Source organism: Rhizobacter sp. P3_C12, from assembly GCF_056402735.1.
In genome coordinates this window covers 15,805-31,788 of sequence record NZ_JBFUGW010000043.1, presented here as the reverse complement: position 1 = coordinate 31,788, position 15,984 = coordinate 15,805, and the positions used below count along the sequence as shown (strand labels likewise).

General features: G+C 68.9%; 15 protein-coding genes. 6 read left to right on the top strand and 9 right to left on the bottom strand.

Annotated features, from left to right (window positions below; genetic code table 11):
- Positions 1-1,168 (top strand): phenylacetate--CoA ligase family protein (locus AC1DXV_RS09845; protein ID WP_477933403.1); only part of this gene is annotated, 1,168 nt, incomplete at its 5' end.
- On the opposite strand, the gene AC1DXV_RS09840 is transcribed toward AC1DXV_RS09845, so the two are convergent.
- Together AC1DXV_RS09840 and AC1DXV_RS09835 are read right to left on the bottom strand one after the other, a co-directional pair.
- A complete protein-coding gene (locus AC1DXV_RS09840) occupies positions 1,169-2,146 on the bottom strand; it encodes a Bug family tripartite tricarboxylate transporter substrate binding protein (protein ID WP_477867430.1) in 978 nt (325 codons plus the stop codon).
- A 34-nt stretch (positions 2,147-2,180) separates the two neighbouring features.
- Positions 2,181-3,422, bottom strand: coding sequence for a pyridoxal-phosphate-dependent aminotransferase family protein (locus AC1DXV_RS09835; RefSeq protein WP_477867432.1), 1,242 nt, complete (start codon positions 3,420-3,422; stop codon positions 2,181-2,183).
- Between the two features lie 137 nt (positions 3,423-3,559).
- Between AC1DXV_RS09835 and AC1DXV_RS09830 the strand changes: the two genes are divergently transcribed.
- The 3 genes from AC1DXV_RS09830 (at position 3,560) to AC1DXV_RS09820 (ending at position 8,374) form a co-directional block, all read left to right on the top strand.
- The gene (locus AC1DXV_RS09830; RefSeq protein WP_477867434.1) at positions 3,560-4,252 is read left to right on the top strand and encodes a GntR family transcriptional regulator; all 693 of its coding nucleotides are present in this window, start codon (positions 3,560-3,562) and stop codon (positions 4,250-4,252) included.
- A gap of 44 nt (positions 4,253-4,296) precedes the next feature.
- Positions 4,297-7,290: an FAD-binding and (Fe-S)-binding domain-containing protein gene (locus tag AC1DXV_RS09825; protein WP_477933405.1), complete on the top strand. Its 2,994-nt coding sequence runs from the start codon at positions 4,297-4,299 to the stop codon at positions 7,288-7,290.
- A gap of 112 nt (positions 7,291-7,402) precedes the next feature.
- Positions 7,403-8,374 (top strand): tripartite tricarboxylate transporter substrate-binding protein, encoded by a 972-nt coding sequence (locus tag AC1DXV_RS09820; protein ID WP_477874451.1) that lies wholly within the window; start codon positions 7,403-7,405, stop codon positions 8,372-8,374.
- Between the two features lie 64 nt (positions 8,375-8,438).
- Here AC1DXV_RS09820 and dtd read toward each other — a convergent pair whose 3' ends face one another.
- From dtd to tyrS, 4 genes are read right to left on the bottom strand one after another with little or no spacing between them, the layout of a single operon-like run.
- A complete protein-coding gene (gene dtd / locus AC1DXV_RS09815; RefSeq protein ID WP_477933400.1) occupies positions 8,439-8,882 on the bottom strand; it encodes a D-aminoacyl-tRNA deacylase in 444 nt (147 codons plus the stop codon).
- A 7-nt stretch (positions 8,883-8,889) separates the two neighbouring features.
- A complete protein-coding gene (locus AC1DXV_RS09810) occupies positions 8,890-9,777 on the bottom strand; it encodes a cation diffusion facilitator family transporter (RefSeq protein ID WP_477864556.1) in 888 nt (295 codons plus the stop codon).
- Positions 9,778-9,788: 11 nt separating this feature from the next.
- Positions 9,789-10,160 carry a DUF5329 family protein gene (locus AC1DXV_RS09805; RefSeq protein WP_477864553.1) on the bottom strand — a complete coding sequence of 124 codons (372 nt, stop codon included), beginning with the start codon at positions 10,158-10,160 and terminating at the stop codon, positions 9,789-9,791.
- 5 nt (positions 10,161-10,165) lie between these two features.
- Positions 10,166-11,392, bottom strand: coding sequence for a tyrosine--tRNA ligase (gene tyrS, locus AC1DXV_RS09800; RefSeq protein WP_477933398.1), 1,227 nt, complete (start codon positions 11,390-11,392; stop codon positions 10,166-10,168).
- Between the two features lie 247 nt (positions 11,393-11,639).
- Between tyrS and AC1DXV_RS09795 the strand changes: the two genes are divergently transcribed.
- On the top strand, positions 11,640-13,019 hold the full coding sequence (locus tag AC1DXV_RS09795) for a peptidoglycan DD-metalloendopeptidase family protein (protein WP_477933396.1): 1,380 nt from the start codon (positions 11,640-11,642) through the stop codon (positions 13,017-13,019).
- A 37-nt stretch (positions 13,020-13,056) separates the two neighbouring features.
- Positions 13,057-14,181 carry an anhydro-N-acetylmuramic acid kinase gene (locus AC1DXV_RS09790; protein WP_477933394.1) on the top strand — a complete coding sequence of 375 codons (1,125 nt, stop codon included), beginning with the start codon at positions 13,057-13,059 and terminating at the stop codon, positions 14,179-14,181.
- Between the two features lie 47 nt (positions 14,182-14,228).
- Here AC1DXV_RS09790 and erpA read toward each other — a convergent pair whose 3' ends face one another.
- From erpA to AC1DXV_RS09775, 3 genes are all read right to left on the bottom strand, one after another.
- Positions 14,229-14,606 (bottom strand): iron-sulfur cluster insertion protein ErpA, encoded by a 378-nt coding sequence (gene erpA, locus AC1DXV_RS09785; RefSeq protein WP_047506389.1) that lies wholly within the window; start codon positions 14,604-14,606, stop codon positions 14,229-14,231.
- Positions 14,607-14,649: 43 nt separating this feature from the next.
- Complete coding sequence (locus AC1DXV_RS09780) at positions 14,650-15,078, bottom strand: bactofilin family protein (RefSeq protein WP_477864555.1); 429 nt, start codon at positions 15,076-15,078, stop codon at positions 14,650-14,652.
- 81 nt (positions 15,079-15,159) lie between these two features.
- A complete protein-coding gene (locus tag AC1DXV_RS09775; protein WP_477864549.1) occupies positions 15,160-15,870 on the bottom strand; it encodes a DUF6776 family protein in 711 nt (236 codons plus the stop codon).
- Positions 15,871-15,984: the final 114 nt, after the last annotated feature.

The window sequence follows — 15,984 nt, the reverse complement described above, 5'->3', positions numbered from 1 at the left end:
GGCCCATGCGCCGGCATTCGCCGCGCTGCCCGCCGGTGCCGATGCCGCGCGCATCACCGACCGCACGGCGCTCGCCGCGCTGCCGGTGATCCGCAAGCACGAGCTGCTGGCGCTGCAGCAGGCGCAGCGCGCCAGCGACCCGTTCGGCGGCTTCTCGGCCATCGGCTGGCGCGGCCTGCGCCGCCCGGGCGGCGCGCGCCGCGTGTTCCAGTCGCCCGGTCCGATCTACGAGCCCGAGGGTGCGGCCACCGACTACTGGCGCGCCGCCCGCGCACTGCATGCGGCGGGCTTTCGCGCCGGCGACCTGGTGCACAACAGTTTCAGCTACCACCTGACGCCGGCCGGCTCGATGATGGAAGGCGGCGCGCTCGCGCTCGGCTGCACCGTGTTCCCCGGTGGCGTCGGCAACACCGAGCTGCAGCTGCAGGCGATGCGCGAGCTGCGGCCGCACGGCTATGCCGGCACGCCGAGCTTCCTGAAGATCCTGGTCGACAAGGCGCTGGAGGGCGGCGGCTCGCTCGGCTCGGTGCAGCGCGCGCTGCTCAGCGGCGAGGCCTTTCCAGCGGCACTGCGCGACTGGCTGCGCGGCCACGGCATCGAAGGCTACCAGTGCTACGCGACAGCCGACCTGGGGCTGATCGCGTACGAGACCGAGGCCCGCGAAGGGCTGGTGCTCGACGAAGGCGTGATCGTCGAGATCGTGCGGCCCGGTACCGGCGACCCGGTGCCCGAAGGCGAGGTCGGCGAGATGGTCGTGACCACGCTGAACCCGGACTACCCACTGGTGCGCTTCGGCACCGGCGACCTGTCGGCGGTGCTGGCGGGCCGCTGCCCGACCGGGCGCACCAACACGCGCATCAAGGGCTGGATGGGTCGCGCCGACCAGACGGCCAAGGTGCGCGGGATGTTCGTGCACCCGTCGCAGGTGGCCGAGGTGGCCAGGCGCTTCCCGGAGATCGTGCGGGCGCGGCTGGTGGTCAGCGGCGAGATGGCGAGCGACCGGATGGTGCTGCGTGTCGAAGCGAGCGACGCGCCGGAAGGCCTCGCCACGCGCATTGCCGAGGCGATCCGCGACGTGACCAAGCTGCGCGGCGAGGTGGAACTGTGCACGCCGGGCAGCCTGCCCAATGACGGACGCGTCATCGAGGACGCGCGAAAATACGACTGATCAGGTGTCCGACTTCACGTGGCCTTCCTTGACCACCTTCGCCCACTTCGCGATCTCGGAGTGGATGAACGCGGTGAACTTCTCCGACGAGCCGCCGCCGTCTTCGGCGCCGTAGCTCTCCAGCCGCTCCTGCACGTCGGGCATCGCCATCACCTTGTTGGCGTCGTCGTTGATCTTCTGCGCCAGCCCCTTCGGCAGCTTGCCCGGGCCGACCAGGCCGTACCAGGTGGTGGCCTCGAAATCGGGGAAGCCCTGCTCGGCCATCGTCGGCACCGTCGGATGGCCCTTCGCGCGTCGGGTGCGCGTCTGCGCGATCGCGATCACCTTGCCGCCCTTCACATGCGGCGTGGCCGCCGTCATCGTCTCGAACACGTAGTTGATCTGCCCGCCGATCAGGTCGGTGATGGCCGGCGCGCTGCCCTTGTACGGGATGTGCAGCGCATTCACCTTGGCGCTCAGCTTGAACATCTCCAGCGCCAGGTGCTGGGCCGAGCCCGAGCCGGCCGAGCCGAAGCTGATCTCGCCGGGCCTGGCCTTGCACAGCGCGACGATGTCCTTCACCGTGACGGCCGGCTGCATCGTGCCGGCGATCAGCAGGTTGGGCGTCACGCCGACCAGCATGATCGGCACGAAATCGCGCTCGACGTTGTAGTTCAGCTTGGGCTGCAGGCTGGGCGCGAGCGCGTGGCTGTTGATGTGCGCCATCAGCAGCGTGCTGCCGTCGCTCGGCTGCTGCGCCACGTAGTCGGCGGCCAGCACGCCGGCGACGCCGGCCTTGTTCTCGACGATCACCTGCTGGCCCCACATCACGCCCAGCTTCTGGCCCAGCACGCGCGCCAGCGCGTCGGTGCCGCCGCCCGGCGGGAAGCCCACGATGATGCGGATCGGGCCCGAGGGCAGTCCCTGCGCGAACAGGCGGGGCGCGCCCAGGCTGGCGACGGCACCGGCCGCGGCCTGGAGTAGCGAACGACGTTGCATGCGAACCTCCTGACTGTTGTGGAATGCGGTGTCTTCAGGCGGCGGCCTTCAGGGCCGTGCTCTGCGGATGCGAAGAGAAGTAATCCATCGCCGCCTGCACACCGCTGCCCGCGGTGACGATGCCCGACAGCTTCAGCCCCATCTCGACGCCCGACAACGCCGCCATCAGCGTCAGGTCGTTGCAGTCGCCGAGGTGGCCGATGCGGAACATGCGGCCCTTGACGCGGCCGAGCCCGGTGCCGAGCGACAGGTCGAAGCGCTGGTGGATCAGCTTGCGCAGCACGTCGGCGTCGACGCCCTCGGGCGTGATCACGCCGGTCAGCACCGGCGAGTACACCGATGCGTCGGCGCACTGGATCGGCAGGCCCCAGGCCCGCACCGCGCTGCGCACCGCCTCGCCCCAGCGCTGGTGGCGCGCGAACACCGTGTCGAGCCCCTGGTCGAGCAGCATGTCGAGCGCTTCGCTCAGGCCGTACAGCAGGTTGGTGTTCGGCGTGTACGGCCAGTAGCCCGTCTTGTTGATCTCGATGATCTCGTCCCAGGCCCAGAAGGCCTTGGGCAGCAGCGCCTTCCGGCTGGCTTCGATCGCCTTCGGCGACACCGCGTTGAAGCTGATGCCCGGCGGCAGCATCAGGCCCTTCTGCGAGCCGCTGACCGTCACGTCGACGCCCCACTCGTCATGCCGGTAGTCGGCACTGGCCAGGCCCGAAATCGTGTCGACCAGCAACAGCGCCGGGTGCTTGGCCGCATCGATCGCGCGGCGCACCGCGGCGATGTCGGAGGTGACGCCGGTGGAGGTCTCGTTGTGCACCACGCACACCGCCTTGATCGCATGGCCGGCGTCTTCGCGCAGGCGCTTCTCGATCAGGTCGGCCTGCACGCCGTGGCGCCAGCTGTTCGGCAGGCCGGTCAGCGCATCGGTGCCGGAGAGCGCGAGGAACTCCGGCTTCAGGCCCAGGCGCAGCGCCATCTTCTGCCACAGGCTCGCGAAGTGGCCGGTCTCGTACATCAGCACCGCGTCGCCGGGGCTCAGCACGTTGGCGAGGGCCGCCTCCCATGCGCCGGTGCCGGACGCCGGGTAGATCACCACCGGATGCCGCGTGCGGAACACCTGCTGGATGCCGGACAGCACCTTCAGCCCCAGCACGCCGAACTCCGGCCCGCGGTGATCGATGGTGGGCAGGCTCATCGCCCGCAGGATGCGATCCGGTACCGGGCTGGGCCCGGGGATCTGCAGGAAATGACGGCCGCTGGGGTGCTGGTCTAGCGCGATCATGACGACTCCTGACGAGGTCCGAATGCGTCTGAGTTTTGCATACAAAATTCTTTTGTCAATGGTTGCCACCCGCTATGGCGTCCGTATGATGACCATCGACTTGCTCAGAAAATGAATACAAATTCAGAAAGCTCGCCATGGCCGACATCATTTCCATCCCCCGGCAGGTGCTGCACCAACAGGTGTGCACGCGGCTGCGCCAGCTGATCGTCGAGAACCACATCCCGCCCGGCAGCAAGCTGAACGAGCGTGCGCTGTGCGAGGAGCTGAAGGTGTCGCGCACCCCGCTGCGCGAGGCGATCAAGATGCTGGCCGCCGAAGGGCTGGTGGAGCTGCTGCCGAACCGCGGCGCGGTCGCGATGGAACTCTCGGCGCAGGACATCGCCGACACCTTCGAGGTGATCGCCGGTCTGGAAGGCCTGTCGGGCGAGCTGGCGGCGCAACGCATCACCGAGGCCGAGCTGGCCGAGATCCGAGCCCTGCATTTCGAGATGCTCGCGGCCTACACGCGGCGCGACCTGCCCACCTACTACAGCATCAACGCGGTGATCCACCGGCACATCAATGCCGCGGCGCGCAACCCGGTGCTGACGCAGACCTATGCCACGGTGAACGCACGACTGCAGGCGCTGCGCTTCCGCTCGAACTGCGACGAGGCCAAGTGGGCCCGCGCGATGGGCGAGCACGAACGCATGATCGAGCTGCTCACGGCACGCGACGCCGCCGGCCTGCGCCAGCTGCTGGTGCAGCACCTGCTGAACAAGCGCGACGTGGTGCTCGAACTGATGAAGCACGGCGAGCTCGATTCTTCGCCGAAGGTGTCGGCATGAACACGCTGGTCGACGCCGGCGTGGCCCGCGAGGCCGGCCGCTCGATGCGCGACTTCGGCACGCCCGAGGCGGCCGAGCTGGCTCGCCGACTCGCCGCCGAGACGCAGGGCGAGACGCTGTTCGACATCGCCTCGCGCGGCCGCTATGCGACCGATGCGTCGATCTACCAGATCATGCCGGTCGGCGTGTTCGTGCCGCGCAGCGCGCAAGACATTGCCACCGCGATCGACATCGCCCGCGACCTGAAGACCCCGCTGCTGCCGCGCGGCGGCGGTACCTCGCAGTGCGGCCAGACCACCGGCGCGGCGCTCGTGATCGACACCAGCAAGCACTACCGCCAGGTGATCGCGTTCGACCGCGACGCGATGACGGTGCAGGTCGAGCCCGGCATCGTGCTCGACCACCTGAACGCCTTCCTGAAGCCGCACGGGCTGTGGTACCCGGTCGACGTGTCGACCAGCGCGCAGGCCACGCTGGGCGGCATGGCCGGCAACAACTCCTGCGGCTCGCGCAGCATCGCCTACGGCAACATGGTGCACAACGTGCTCGCCGCCGAGGCCTGGCTGAGCGACGGCAGCAATGTGCGCTTCGGCCGCGTCGACCAGCTGGGCGCGAAGGAGACCGCGATCGCCGGTTTCGTGCGCGGCCTGGCGGCCACCGAACGCGACGAGATCGACCTGCGCTGGCCGAAGGTGATGCGCCGCGTCGGCGGCTACAACCTCGACATCTTCCGCCCGCAGAGCGAGCGGCCGTACACCGCCGACGGCAGCGTCAACCTGGCGCACCTGCTGATCGGCGCCGAAGGCACGCTCGCGTTCACGCGCAGCCTGACGCTGAAGCTCGCGCCGCTGCCGCGCCACAAGGTGCTCGGCGTCGTCAACTACCCGAGCTTCCATGCCGCGATGGACTCGGCGCAGCACATCGTGAAGCTGGGCCCGAGCGCGGTCGAGCTGGTCGACCGCACGATGATCGAGCTGTCGCGCGCGAACCCGGCGTTCCGCCCGACGATCGAGTCGGCGCTGGTCGGCGAGCCGCAGGCGATCCTGCTGGTGGAGTTCAGCGGCGACGACAAGGCGGTGCTGCTCGCGCAGCTCAAGCAGCTGGTCGAGCTGATGGGCGATCAGTTGCAGCTGCCGGGCAGCGTGGTCGAGATGCGCGACGAGGCGCCGCAGAAGGCCTTGTGGGAGGTGCGCAAGGCGGGCCTGAACATCATGATGAGCCTGAAGGGCGACGGCAAGCCGGTCAGCTTCATCGAGGACTGCGCGGTGCCGCTCGAACACCTGGCCGAGTACACCGACGCGCTGACCGAGGTGTTCCACCGCCATGGCAGCAAGGGCACCTGGTATGCGCATGCCTCGGTCGGCACGCTGCATGTGCGGCCGATCCTCGACATGCGCCAGGGCGGGCCGGGCGGCGGCGCGCACAAGATGCGCTCGATCGCCGAGGAGGCGAGCGCGCTGGTGCGCAAGTTCAAGGGTGCCTACAGCGGCGAGCATGGCGACGGCCTGTGCCGCGGCGAGTGGATCGAGTGGCAGTTCGGGCCGCGCCTCAACGAGGCCTTCCGCGCGATCAAGCAGCACCTCGACCCATTGAACCTGATGAACCCGGGCAAGATCATCGACCCGCCGAAGATGGACGATGCGAGCCTGTTCCGCTATGCGCCGGGCTACAAGACCATCGCGCTGAAGCCGGTCTTCGACTGGTCGGCCTGGAACGTGCAGAACGACCCGGCGACCGAGACCACGAGCGCGCCCGGCACCGGCGGCGATGCGGCCGGCGGCTTCGCGAAGGCCGTCGAGATGTGCAACAACAACGGGCACTGCCGCAAGTTCGACGCCGGCACGATGTGCCCGAGCTACCGCGTCACGCGCGACGAGCAGCACCTGACGCGCGGCCGCGCCAACACACTGCGGCTCGCGCTGTCGAACCAGCTCGGCGAACAGGGCTTCACGAGCGATGCGGTGCGCGACGCGATGGACCTGTGCGTCGGCTGCAAGGGCTGCAAACGCGACTGCCCGACCGGCATCGACATGGCGAAGATGAAGCTCGAGTTCACCGCGCACGACAAGGCCCGCCACGGCCACACGCTGAAGGACCGGCTGGTCGCCCACCTGCCGGCCTATGCGCGGCTCGCGAGCGCCGCGCCGTGGCTGTTCAACCTGCGCGAGACGCTGCCCGGCGCCAAGGGGCTGGCCGAGCGCTGGCTGGGCCTCTCGGCCCGGCGCAGCCTGCCGCGCTTTCGCCGCGACACCTTCCGCCGCGCGGCGCCGCACATCGGCCTGGTCACGCGCGCCGAGGTGCTGCAGGCCGACAAGCCGGTCGTGCTGTTCGTCGACACCTTCAACGGCGCCTTCGAAAGCGAGAACGCGACCGCCGCGGTGCGCGTGCTGCAGGCGGCCGGCTACGCCGTGCATGCCGCGAGCCGGCCGGGCGCGCCGCTGTGCTGCGGCCGCACCTACCTGGCCGCCGGCATGCCGGAGCAGGCGAAGGCGAATGCGCGCGAGCTGCTGAAGGCCTTGCTGCCGTTCGCGCAGCGCGGCATCGCGATCGTCGGGCTGGAGCCGTCGTGCCTGCTGACGATGCGCGACGAGATGCTGGTGATGGGCCTCGGCGATGACGCCAAGCTGCTGGCCGAGCACGCGCTGCTGCTGGAGGAGTTCCTCGCCCGCGAGGCGAAGGCAGGCCGTTTCGCGCCGCGCTTGCGGCCGGCGACGCAGGCGATGCGGGTGCACGGCCACTGCCACCAGAAGGCGTTCGGCGCGATCCAGCCGGTGCTCGACGTGCTGAAGCTGATTCCCAACGCGCTGCCGGCGCTGATCGAGAGCTCGTGCTGCGGCATGGCCGGCAGCTTCGGCTACGAGGCGAGCCACCACGCGGTGTCGATGCAGATGGCCGAGCTGAGCCTGCTGCCGGCGGTGCGCGAGGCGCCCGACGCGATCATCGTCGCCGACGGCACCAGCTGCAGGCACCAGATCGCCGACGGGGCGCAGCGCGAGGCCTTGCACGTCGCCCGGGTGCTGGCCGACCACCTCGCCTGAATGGCCTTGCATGGTCTCCGGGTTACGTAGTTTCCGCCATGCCGGCGCCTCGGAGCTTCCTTAAGCTCGGGTCTTCCGACTCTCCGACACGCTTGCTCGAAAGGACACGACCATGAAGAAACTCCTGCTGGCTGGCGCCGCACTGCTGACGGCGACCGCTGCCCTGGCCGAGTACCCCGAGAAGCCGGTGACCATCGTCGTCCCGTTCTCTGCCGGCGGCCCGACCGACAAGGTCGCGCGCGACCTGGCCGAGGCGCTGCGCAAGCCGCTGGGCGGCCAGGTCATCATCATCGACAACGTCGGCGGCGCCGGCGGCACGCTGGGCGCGACCAAGGTGGCCAAGGCGTCGAACGACGGCTACACGCTGCTGCTGCACCACATCGGCATGAGCACCTCGCCGGCGCTGTACCGCAACATGCAGTACAAGACGCTGGAGGACTTCGAGTACCTCGGCATGATCAACGAAGTGCCGATGACGCTGATCGGCAAGCCGACGCTGCCGGCCACGACCTATGCCGAGCTGACCAAGTGGCTCGAGGCGAACAAGGGCAAGATCAACCTGGCGAACGCCGGGCTCGGATCGGCCTCGCACCTGTGCGGCCTGCTGTTCATGAGCACCACCAAGGTCGACATGACGACCGTGCCGTACAAGGGCACCGGCCCGGCGATGACCGACCTGCTGGGCGGCCAGGTCGACCTGATGTGCGACCAGACCACCAACACCACCAGCCAGATCGCCGGCGGCAAGGTGAAGGCGTATGCGGTCACCAGCACCAAGCGCCTGACGACGCCGGCGCTGGCCAAGTTGCCGACGCTCGACGAATCGGGGCTGAAGGGCTTCAACGTCAGCATCTGGCACGCGCTGTACGCGCCGAAGGGCACGCCGAAGGCCGTCACCGACAAGATCAACGCAGCGCTGAAGATCGCGCTGAAGGACCCGGACTTCATCCACCGCGAAGAAGGCCTGGGCGCCGTGGTGATGACCGACGCGCGCGTCAACGGCCCGGAGCACAAGAAGTTCGTCGAGGCCGAGATCAACAAGTGGGGCCCGATCATCAAGGCCGCGGGTCAATACGCAGACTGACGTGTAGCCCGGATGCCAATCCGGGTTTGCATCGCGGGCCACGAAACCCGGATTGGCATCCGGGCTACGAACGGATCGTGATCGGGATGGTCACGGGCCCGTCGTTGACGAGATGCACCTTCATGTCCGCCCCGAACTCGCCGCTGGCGACGTTCGGGTGCTGTGACCTCGCGGTGGCGAGCACCCGCTCATAGAGCTCGCGGCCCAGCGCCGGCGGCGCCGCCGCGGTGAAGCTGGGCCGGTTGCCGCCCGACACGTCCGCTGCCAGCGTGAACTGGCTGACGATCAGCAGGCCGCCGCCGATGTCGGTGACGCTGCGGTTCATCTTGCCCTGCTCGTCGCCGAAGATGCGCAGCTTCAGCAGCTTCGCGACCAGCTTGTCGGCGATCGCCGGCGTGTCGCCCGGCTCGGCGCAGACCAGCACCAGCAGGCCGGCGTCGATCGCGCCGATGACCTCGCCCGCCACCTCGACGCGCGCCTGCGACACCCGCTGCGTGATGGAGATCATCGGGAGCTCATGCGACTGCAGCGTCCGTGGACTGCGTCTCGACGTTCGTCGGCAGCAGCTGGATCGAGACCCGCAGCCCCGGCACGTCGCCCATCAGCGCCTGCTCGACGTCGGCCCGCAATGCCGCCGCGCGCCCGAGCGTCCAGTCGGCCGGCACGTGCATGTGCAGGTCGATGAAGCGCCGCTGCCCGGCGCGCCGCGTGACGACGTGGTCGAAGCGGATCGGGTGGTGACCGAACTGCGCGAGCGTGCGATCGATCTGCTCGCGGATCTCCGGCTCGACGGCGCTGTCCATCAGCCCCTCGACCGAGCGCCACGCCAGCTGCGCGCCTTCGCGCAGGATGTTCAGCGCGACGCCGATGGCCAGCACCGGATCCAGCCACAGCCAGCCGGTCAGCTGGACCAGCACCAGGCCCGCGATGACCCCGGCCGAGGTCCACACGTCGGTCATCAGGTGGCGCGCATCGGCCTCCAGCACGATCGAGCGGTGCTGCCGCGCGCCGGCCATCATCCGCCAGGCCAGCAGGCCGTTGATCGCCGAGCTGGCGACCGACAGCGTCAGGCCCCAGCCGAGCGACTCGAGCGGCTGCGGGTGCGCGAAACGCAGCACCGCGGCCCAGACGATGCTCACCGCGGCGGCGGCGATCAGCATGCCCTCGAAGCCGCTGGAGAAGTACTCGGCCTTCGTGTGGCCCGACGGATGGTCTTCGTCGGCCGGCCGGCGCGCGATGTTCACCATCAGCAGCGCGAACAGCGCCGACACCAGGTTGACCAGCGACTCCATCGCGTCCGACAGCAGGCCGACCGAGCCGGTGACCCACCAGGCCCCCGTCTTCAGCGCGATGGTGGCGAGCGCCGCGAGCACCGACAGGCGCAGCAGGGCCTCGACACCCATCAGTGCGCCCATCAGCGGTCCATGCGCTGGAGTTCGTCGCCGAGGAACTGCGCCGCGCTCACGCTGCGGCCGTCGGCGAAACGGATCAGGTAGGGCTGGCCGCTGGTGCTGGAGCGGCTCGCGATCTCGTCGATGAACTGCCGGGCGGTGGTGACGTGCTCGCCCATCTTGTCGAACTTGCCGCGCAGGAACTTCGCCGCATCGGCCGGCGAATAGGCACTGCCGTTGCGGATGAACTTCAGGTCCTTCTGCGCGCCGACCCAGGCGATCAGGCGTTCGATGCGCGCGCGCTCGGCCTCGGACGGCGCGGCCTGCGCGCCCGCTGCGAACCCGACAGCGAACCCGCCTGCCAGCCCCCCGACGAGAACGCTGCGCCGCCGCATCGCGATCAGCCCAGCGTGACGCGCGCGAACTTGCGCTTGCCGACCTGCACGACGTAGGTGCCGGCGTTGAGCTTCAGGCCCTTGTCGCTGACGACGTCGCCGTCGACGCGCACGCCCGAGCCTTCGATCAGCCGGCCGGCCTCGCTGGTGGACGGCGCGAGCCCCGCCTGCTTCAGCAGCGCGGTGATGCCCAGCGGCGCACCCGCCAGCGCGATCTCGTCGATCACGTCGGGGATGCCGCCCTTCGCGCGGTTGTTGAAATCGGCCTCGGCCGCGTCGGCCGCCGCCGCGCTGTGGAAGCGGGTGGTGATCTCCTTGGCGAGCAGCACCTTCGCATCCTTCGGGTTGCGCCCGCCGTCGACCTCGGCCTTCAGCGCCGCGACCTCGGCCTCGGGGCGGAAGCTCAGCAGCGTGAAGTACTTCCACATCATCGTGTCGCTGATCGACAGGATCTTCGCGAACATGTCGTTCGGCGCATCGGTGATGCCGATGTAGTTGTTCTTGCTCTTCGACATCTTGTCGACGCCGTCCAGCCCCTCGAGCAGCGGCATCGTCAGGATGCACTGCGGCTCCTGGCCGTACTCGCTCTGCAGCGCGCGGCCCACCAGCAGGTTGAACTTTTGATCCGTGCCGCCGAGCTCGAGGTCGCTCTTCAGCGCGACCGAGTCGTAGCCCTGCATCAGCGGGTACAGGAACTCGTGCACGCTGATCGGCGTGCCGGCCTTGAAGCGCTTCGTGAAATCGTCGCGCTCCATCATGCGGGCCACCGTGTAGCGCGATGCCAGCTGGATCATGCCGCGCGCGCCCAGCGGGTCGCTCCATTCGGAGTTGTAGCGGATCTCGGTGCGGCTCTCGTCCAGCACCAGCGCGGCCTGGCGGTAGTAGGTCTGCGCGTTGGCCTCGATCTGCTCGCGGGTCAGCGGCGGGCGGGTGTTGTTGCGCCCGGACGGGTCGCCGATCATCGACGTGAAGTCGCCGATCAGGAAGATCACCGTGTGGCCCAGGTCCTGCAGCTGGCGCATCTTGTTCAGCACCACGGTGTGGCCGATGTGGATGTCCGGCGCGGTCGGGTCCAGCCCGAGCTTGATGCGCAGTGGCACGCCGGTTGCTTCAGAGCGTGCGAGCTTGTTCAGCCACTCGCCTTCGGGTAACAGCTCGTCACAGCCCCTCAATGACACCGCCAGCGCCTCGCGCGTGCGGTCGGTGATCGGAAAAGGCGGCTGGGCGGACATGGTTTTCGGGGCCGGTTGCAGAACGAACTCGTGGGGTTATTCCGGGAATAGTGCCGGAAACATTGGCGCGGAAGTCGGTGGCTATACTGCGCCGCTTCCGGGTGCCGGCCCCCTCCAGACACAGGGGCCCGCAAGCGACCGCGATTCTAGTGGACGCCTGCAGGCAGCAAGACAGACCCAGAGCGCGGCGTCCGATGGCGGTGTGCTTGCAGACAGGGCCTCACCGCCCTTCACAGCAGTGAACTCGTTGGATTCTCTCGATCACGCGCTGGCCTCGGCCGGCACCACCACCCAGCGTTTCGTCCATCGCCACCCGCGCACGCTCGCCGGTACCGTGGTCGCGCTGCTGATGGGCGCGGGCGTCACCGCCTTCGCCATCGCGCCGATGGCCCCCGATGCATCCGACCTGCCGCGCCGCGTGGTGACGGAAAGCGTCACCCCCGAGGATGTCGGATCGCAGCTGGAGGTGCTGGCCAGCCACGACTTGTCGCTCTACCGCAGCGACCTGACCCGCAACGCCGACACCGCCGACAGCCTGCTGCGCCGCGTCAACGTGACCGATGTCGCGGCCGCCGCGTTCCTGCGCAGCGACAAGACGGCCCGCCTGCTGCTCGAAGGGCGTGCCGGCAAGATGGTGCGGGTGCGCAGCGACGCATCGGGCCAGCTCGATGAACTGGTGGCCCGCTTTCCGGCCGCCGATCCGGCGCAATGGGCGACCCATTTCTCGCGGCTCAGCGTGAAGCGCGTCGACGGCCGCTTCGAGTCCCGGGTGGAGCAGGCGGCGCTCGCGGCGCAGGTGCGGCTGGGCAGCGGCACGATCCGCAGCTCGCTGTTCGCCGCCACCGACGAGTCGCGCATCCCCGACCCGGTGGCCGTGCAGATGGCCGAGATCTTCTCGACCGACATCGACTTCCACCGCGAACTGCGCAAGAACGACAGCTTCAGCGTCGTCTACGAGGCGCTGACCGCCGACGGCGAGGTGATCACCTGGAACCAGGCCGCCGGCCGCGTGCTGGCCGCCGAGTTCGTCAACAACGGCCGCAGCTACTCGGCCGTGTGGTTCAAGGACCCGTCCGGCAAGGGCGGCTACTTCGGCTTCGACGGCCAGAGCAAGCGCCGCGCGTTCCTCGCCAGCCCGCTGGAGTTCTCGCGCGTGACCTCCGGCTTCTCGATGCGCTTCCACCCGATCCTGCAGAGCTGGCGCGCCCACCTGGGCGTGGACTACGGCGCGCCGACCGGCACCTCGGTGCGCAGCGTCGGCGACGGCGTGGTCGATTTCGCCGGCTGGCAGAACGGCTATGGCAATGTCGTGAAGATCCGCCACAGCAACGACCGCGAGACGGTGTACGCCCACCTGAGCCGCATCGACGTGAAGCGCGGCCAGCATGTCGAACAGGGCACCCACATCGCCAACGTCGGCATGACCGGCTGGGCGACCGGGCCGCACCTGCACTTCGAGTTCAAGCTGCGCGGCCAGCAGCAGGATCCGCTGGTGGTGGCCAAGACCTCGGAAGCGATCGTGCTGACGGCCTCGGCGCAGCAGGAGCTGGCGAAGGTCACCGGCACCTGGCGCGAGCAGCTCCAGGGCGCGGAATCGCTCGCGAGCTACACCGGCGACGCCGAGTAGCACACACCCGATCGGGCGGCGCGGCTACCATCGCGCGATGACCGCACACCCGACCACGGAACGCTACATCGGCCTGATGTCCGGCACCTCGCTGGACGGCGTGGACGGTGTGGTCGTCGACTTCAGCGGGCCGCGCATCGCGGTGCTGGCGCATGCCCACCTGCCCTTTGCCGCCCACCTGCGCGAAGCGTTCATGGCGCTGCAGCGCGCCGGTGACGACGAGCTGAACCGCATGGCCCAGGCGGGCCAGTCGTTGGTGCAGGTCTATGGCGGCGTCGTGAGCCTGCTGCTCGCGCAATCCGGACTCGCGGCGAAAGACATCCGGGCCATCGGTGCGCACGGCCAGACGGTCCGGCACCGCCCGGGCGACGAGGTCGCCTACACCGCGCAGGTGAACGCCCCGGCCGTGCTGGCCGAGCTGACGGGCATCGACGTGGTCGCCGACTTCCGCAGCCGCGACATCGCTGCCGGCGGCCAGGGCGCCCCGCTGGTGCCGGCCTTCCATCGCGCGGTGTTCGGCCAGGTCGACCGCGCCGGCGCCGTGCTGAACATCGGCGGCATCAGCAACCTGACGGCCTGGCCGGCGCACGGCAAGTCGACGACCGGCTTCGATTGCGGCCCCGGCAACGCGCTGATGGACCATTGGTGCCAACGCCATTGCCACCGGCCCTTCGACGCCGGCGGCGCCTGGGCGGCCTCGGGGCGGGTCGAAGCCAGCCTGCTGGCGCAGATGCACGCCGATCCGTATTTCACGCTGACGCCGCCGAAGAGCACCGGCCGCGACCTGTTCAACCCCGAATGGCTCGACGAGCAGCTGTCACGCGCCGGCCATGCGCTGCGGCCGGAAGATGTGCAGGCCACGCTGTGCGAGCTGACGGCCCTGGCCTGCGCCGACTCGGTCGATCGCCATGCCGGCGACGCGCAGGAGGTGCTGGTGTGCGGCGGCGGCGCCTTCAACGATCAGCTGATGGGGCGGCTGGTGGCCCTGCTTCCGCGCCGCAGGGTGGTCCGCAGCGATGAGCGCGGCCTGCCGGCCAGCGAGGTCGAGGCGGCTGCCTTCGCGTGGCTGGCGCGGGCGCATGTCCGGCGCGAGCCCGGCAACCTGGTGTCGGTCACCGGGGCGCGGGGGCCGCGGGTGCTGGGTGCGCTGTATCCGGCCTGAAATGACGAAGGCCGCCCGAAAGCGGCCTGTCGCGGGAGCCGGACGGCTCAGACCGAGAAGCTGGACCCGCAACCGCAGGTCGTCGTCGCGTTCGGGTTCTTGATCACGAACTGCGCGCCTTCGAGGTCGTCCTTGTAGTCGATCTCGGCACCGGCCAGGTACTGCAGGCTCATCGCATCGATCAGCAGCGTGACGCCGTTCTTGCTCATCTGCGTGTCGTCGTCGTTGACGATCTCGTCGAACGTGAAGCCGTACTGGAAGCCGGAGCAACCGCCGCCCTGCACGAAGACGCGCAGCTTCAGCTCGGGATTGCCTTCTTCGTCGACCAGCTCCTTGACCTTGCTCGCGGCGCTGTCGGTGAACACCAGCGGCACCGGCGGCTCGCTGGAATCAAGGCTCTGGAGGTTCTCTGCAACTGCGCTCATGGGGTATTCCTTGGGGGACGAACGGACCGATTATCCGCCGAGCTCACGCCGCTTGTGCCGTTGTGGGATTGATCACCGGCCCCGCGTTCGCGGTGGCCAGCTTCAAAGGGGCCTTCTCGTCGGCCTTCAAGGGGTGGAGTTCGCCGTCGATCCGGGCGCCCTGGTGCATTTCGAGCGATTCGTAGCGCACATCGCCGACGATGCTGGCCTTGGGCTGCAACTCGAGCAGCTGATCCGACAAGACCGGACCGATCACGGTGCCATTGATGATCACGTGGCCGGCCTTGACCTTGCCGATGACCTTGGCTTTCTCGCTGATCACGAGGATGCTGTACGCCTCGCTGCTGGCGATCACGTCGCCCTGCACCTCGCCATCAATGCGCAGGCCGTCGGCGAAGCGCAGTTCGCCGGTGATCACGGTGCCTTCGCCGATCAGGGTGCGGATGGGGGGCTGCTTGGTTTTGCCGAACATGGTGATTGCTCCAACGTGATCCAACGAGGGGTGCCGTCTCTTGCGTCGTCTTCGTGCTGAGTGCTTCTTCGGTGGCTGGCTTCAGAGCTTGAGCATCTGCGTCGCCCTGACGGTGCCGCGGCTGTCAATGACCTTGACCTGGACGGTTTTTACCACGGCCTGCAGCGGGTGATCGATCATTCCTTCGAGACGGAGGTACTGCTTCACGGCGAGCGGCAAGCCGCCGTTGGGCATCGACAGGGACCACGGCTTGCCGTCGAGCAGCCCGGTCAGCACGATGTCGTAGCGGCCGGTGAATTCGGGGGCCGACTTGCCCATCTGCATCACCAGCAATTGGTAACGAAGTTGTCCCGGCGCCTTGGCTTCGGCCTGCAGTGCGCGCACCGTCAGCGCCTCGGCGGCACCGGCCGGCAGCAGGCGCTCGAAGAAGCCGAGGTCGGCCTTCAGCGCCATGTTCTCGGACTCGAGCTGCTTGAGCTGCTGGGCCAGCTTGTCCTGCGCCACCTTCTCGGTGCGCAGCAGGCTGCCGGCGGTGTTGGCGATGGACTGGGCGCCTTCGCGTTCGGCGCGCAGCTGCGCGACCTCGACACGCAGTTGCGCCAGCTCGGCCTTCGCATCGCGGTCCAGCCCGGCGATGTCCTTGCCGAACTCGAAGGCCCACAGCGCGAAGGCCGCGGAGAATCCGAACACCAGCGCCACGATGATCCAGCGCAAGGGCCAGGGCAGGTGGCTGCGCACGATCATGCGCGGTGCGCTGATGGACATGCGACGACGAAGCAGTTTCCAGCGCATGGGGTCAGGACAGGAGGAAGTGAAGGGCTCGTGCTGCGGAGCCCGGCGCCCCTGTTGAAGCTAGGGATTGTAGAAGCGGCCCGCCAGGCGCTTGTTTCCAAACCTTGCCGGAAC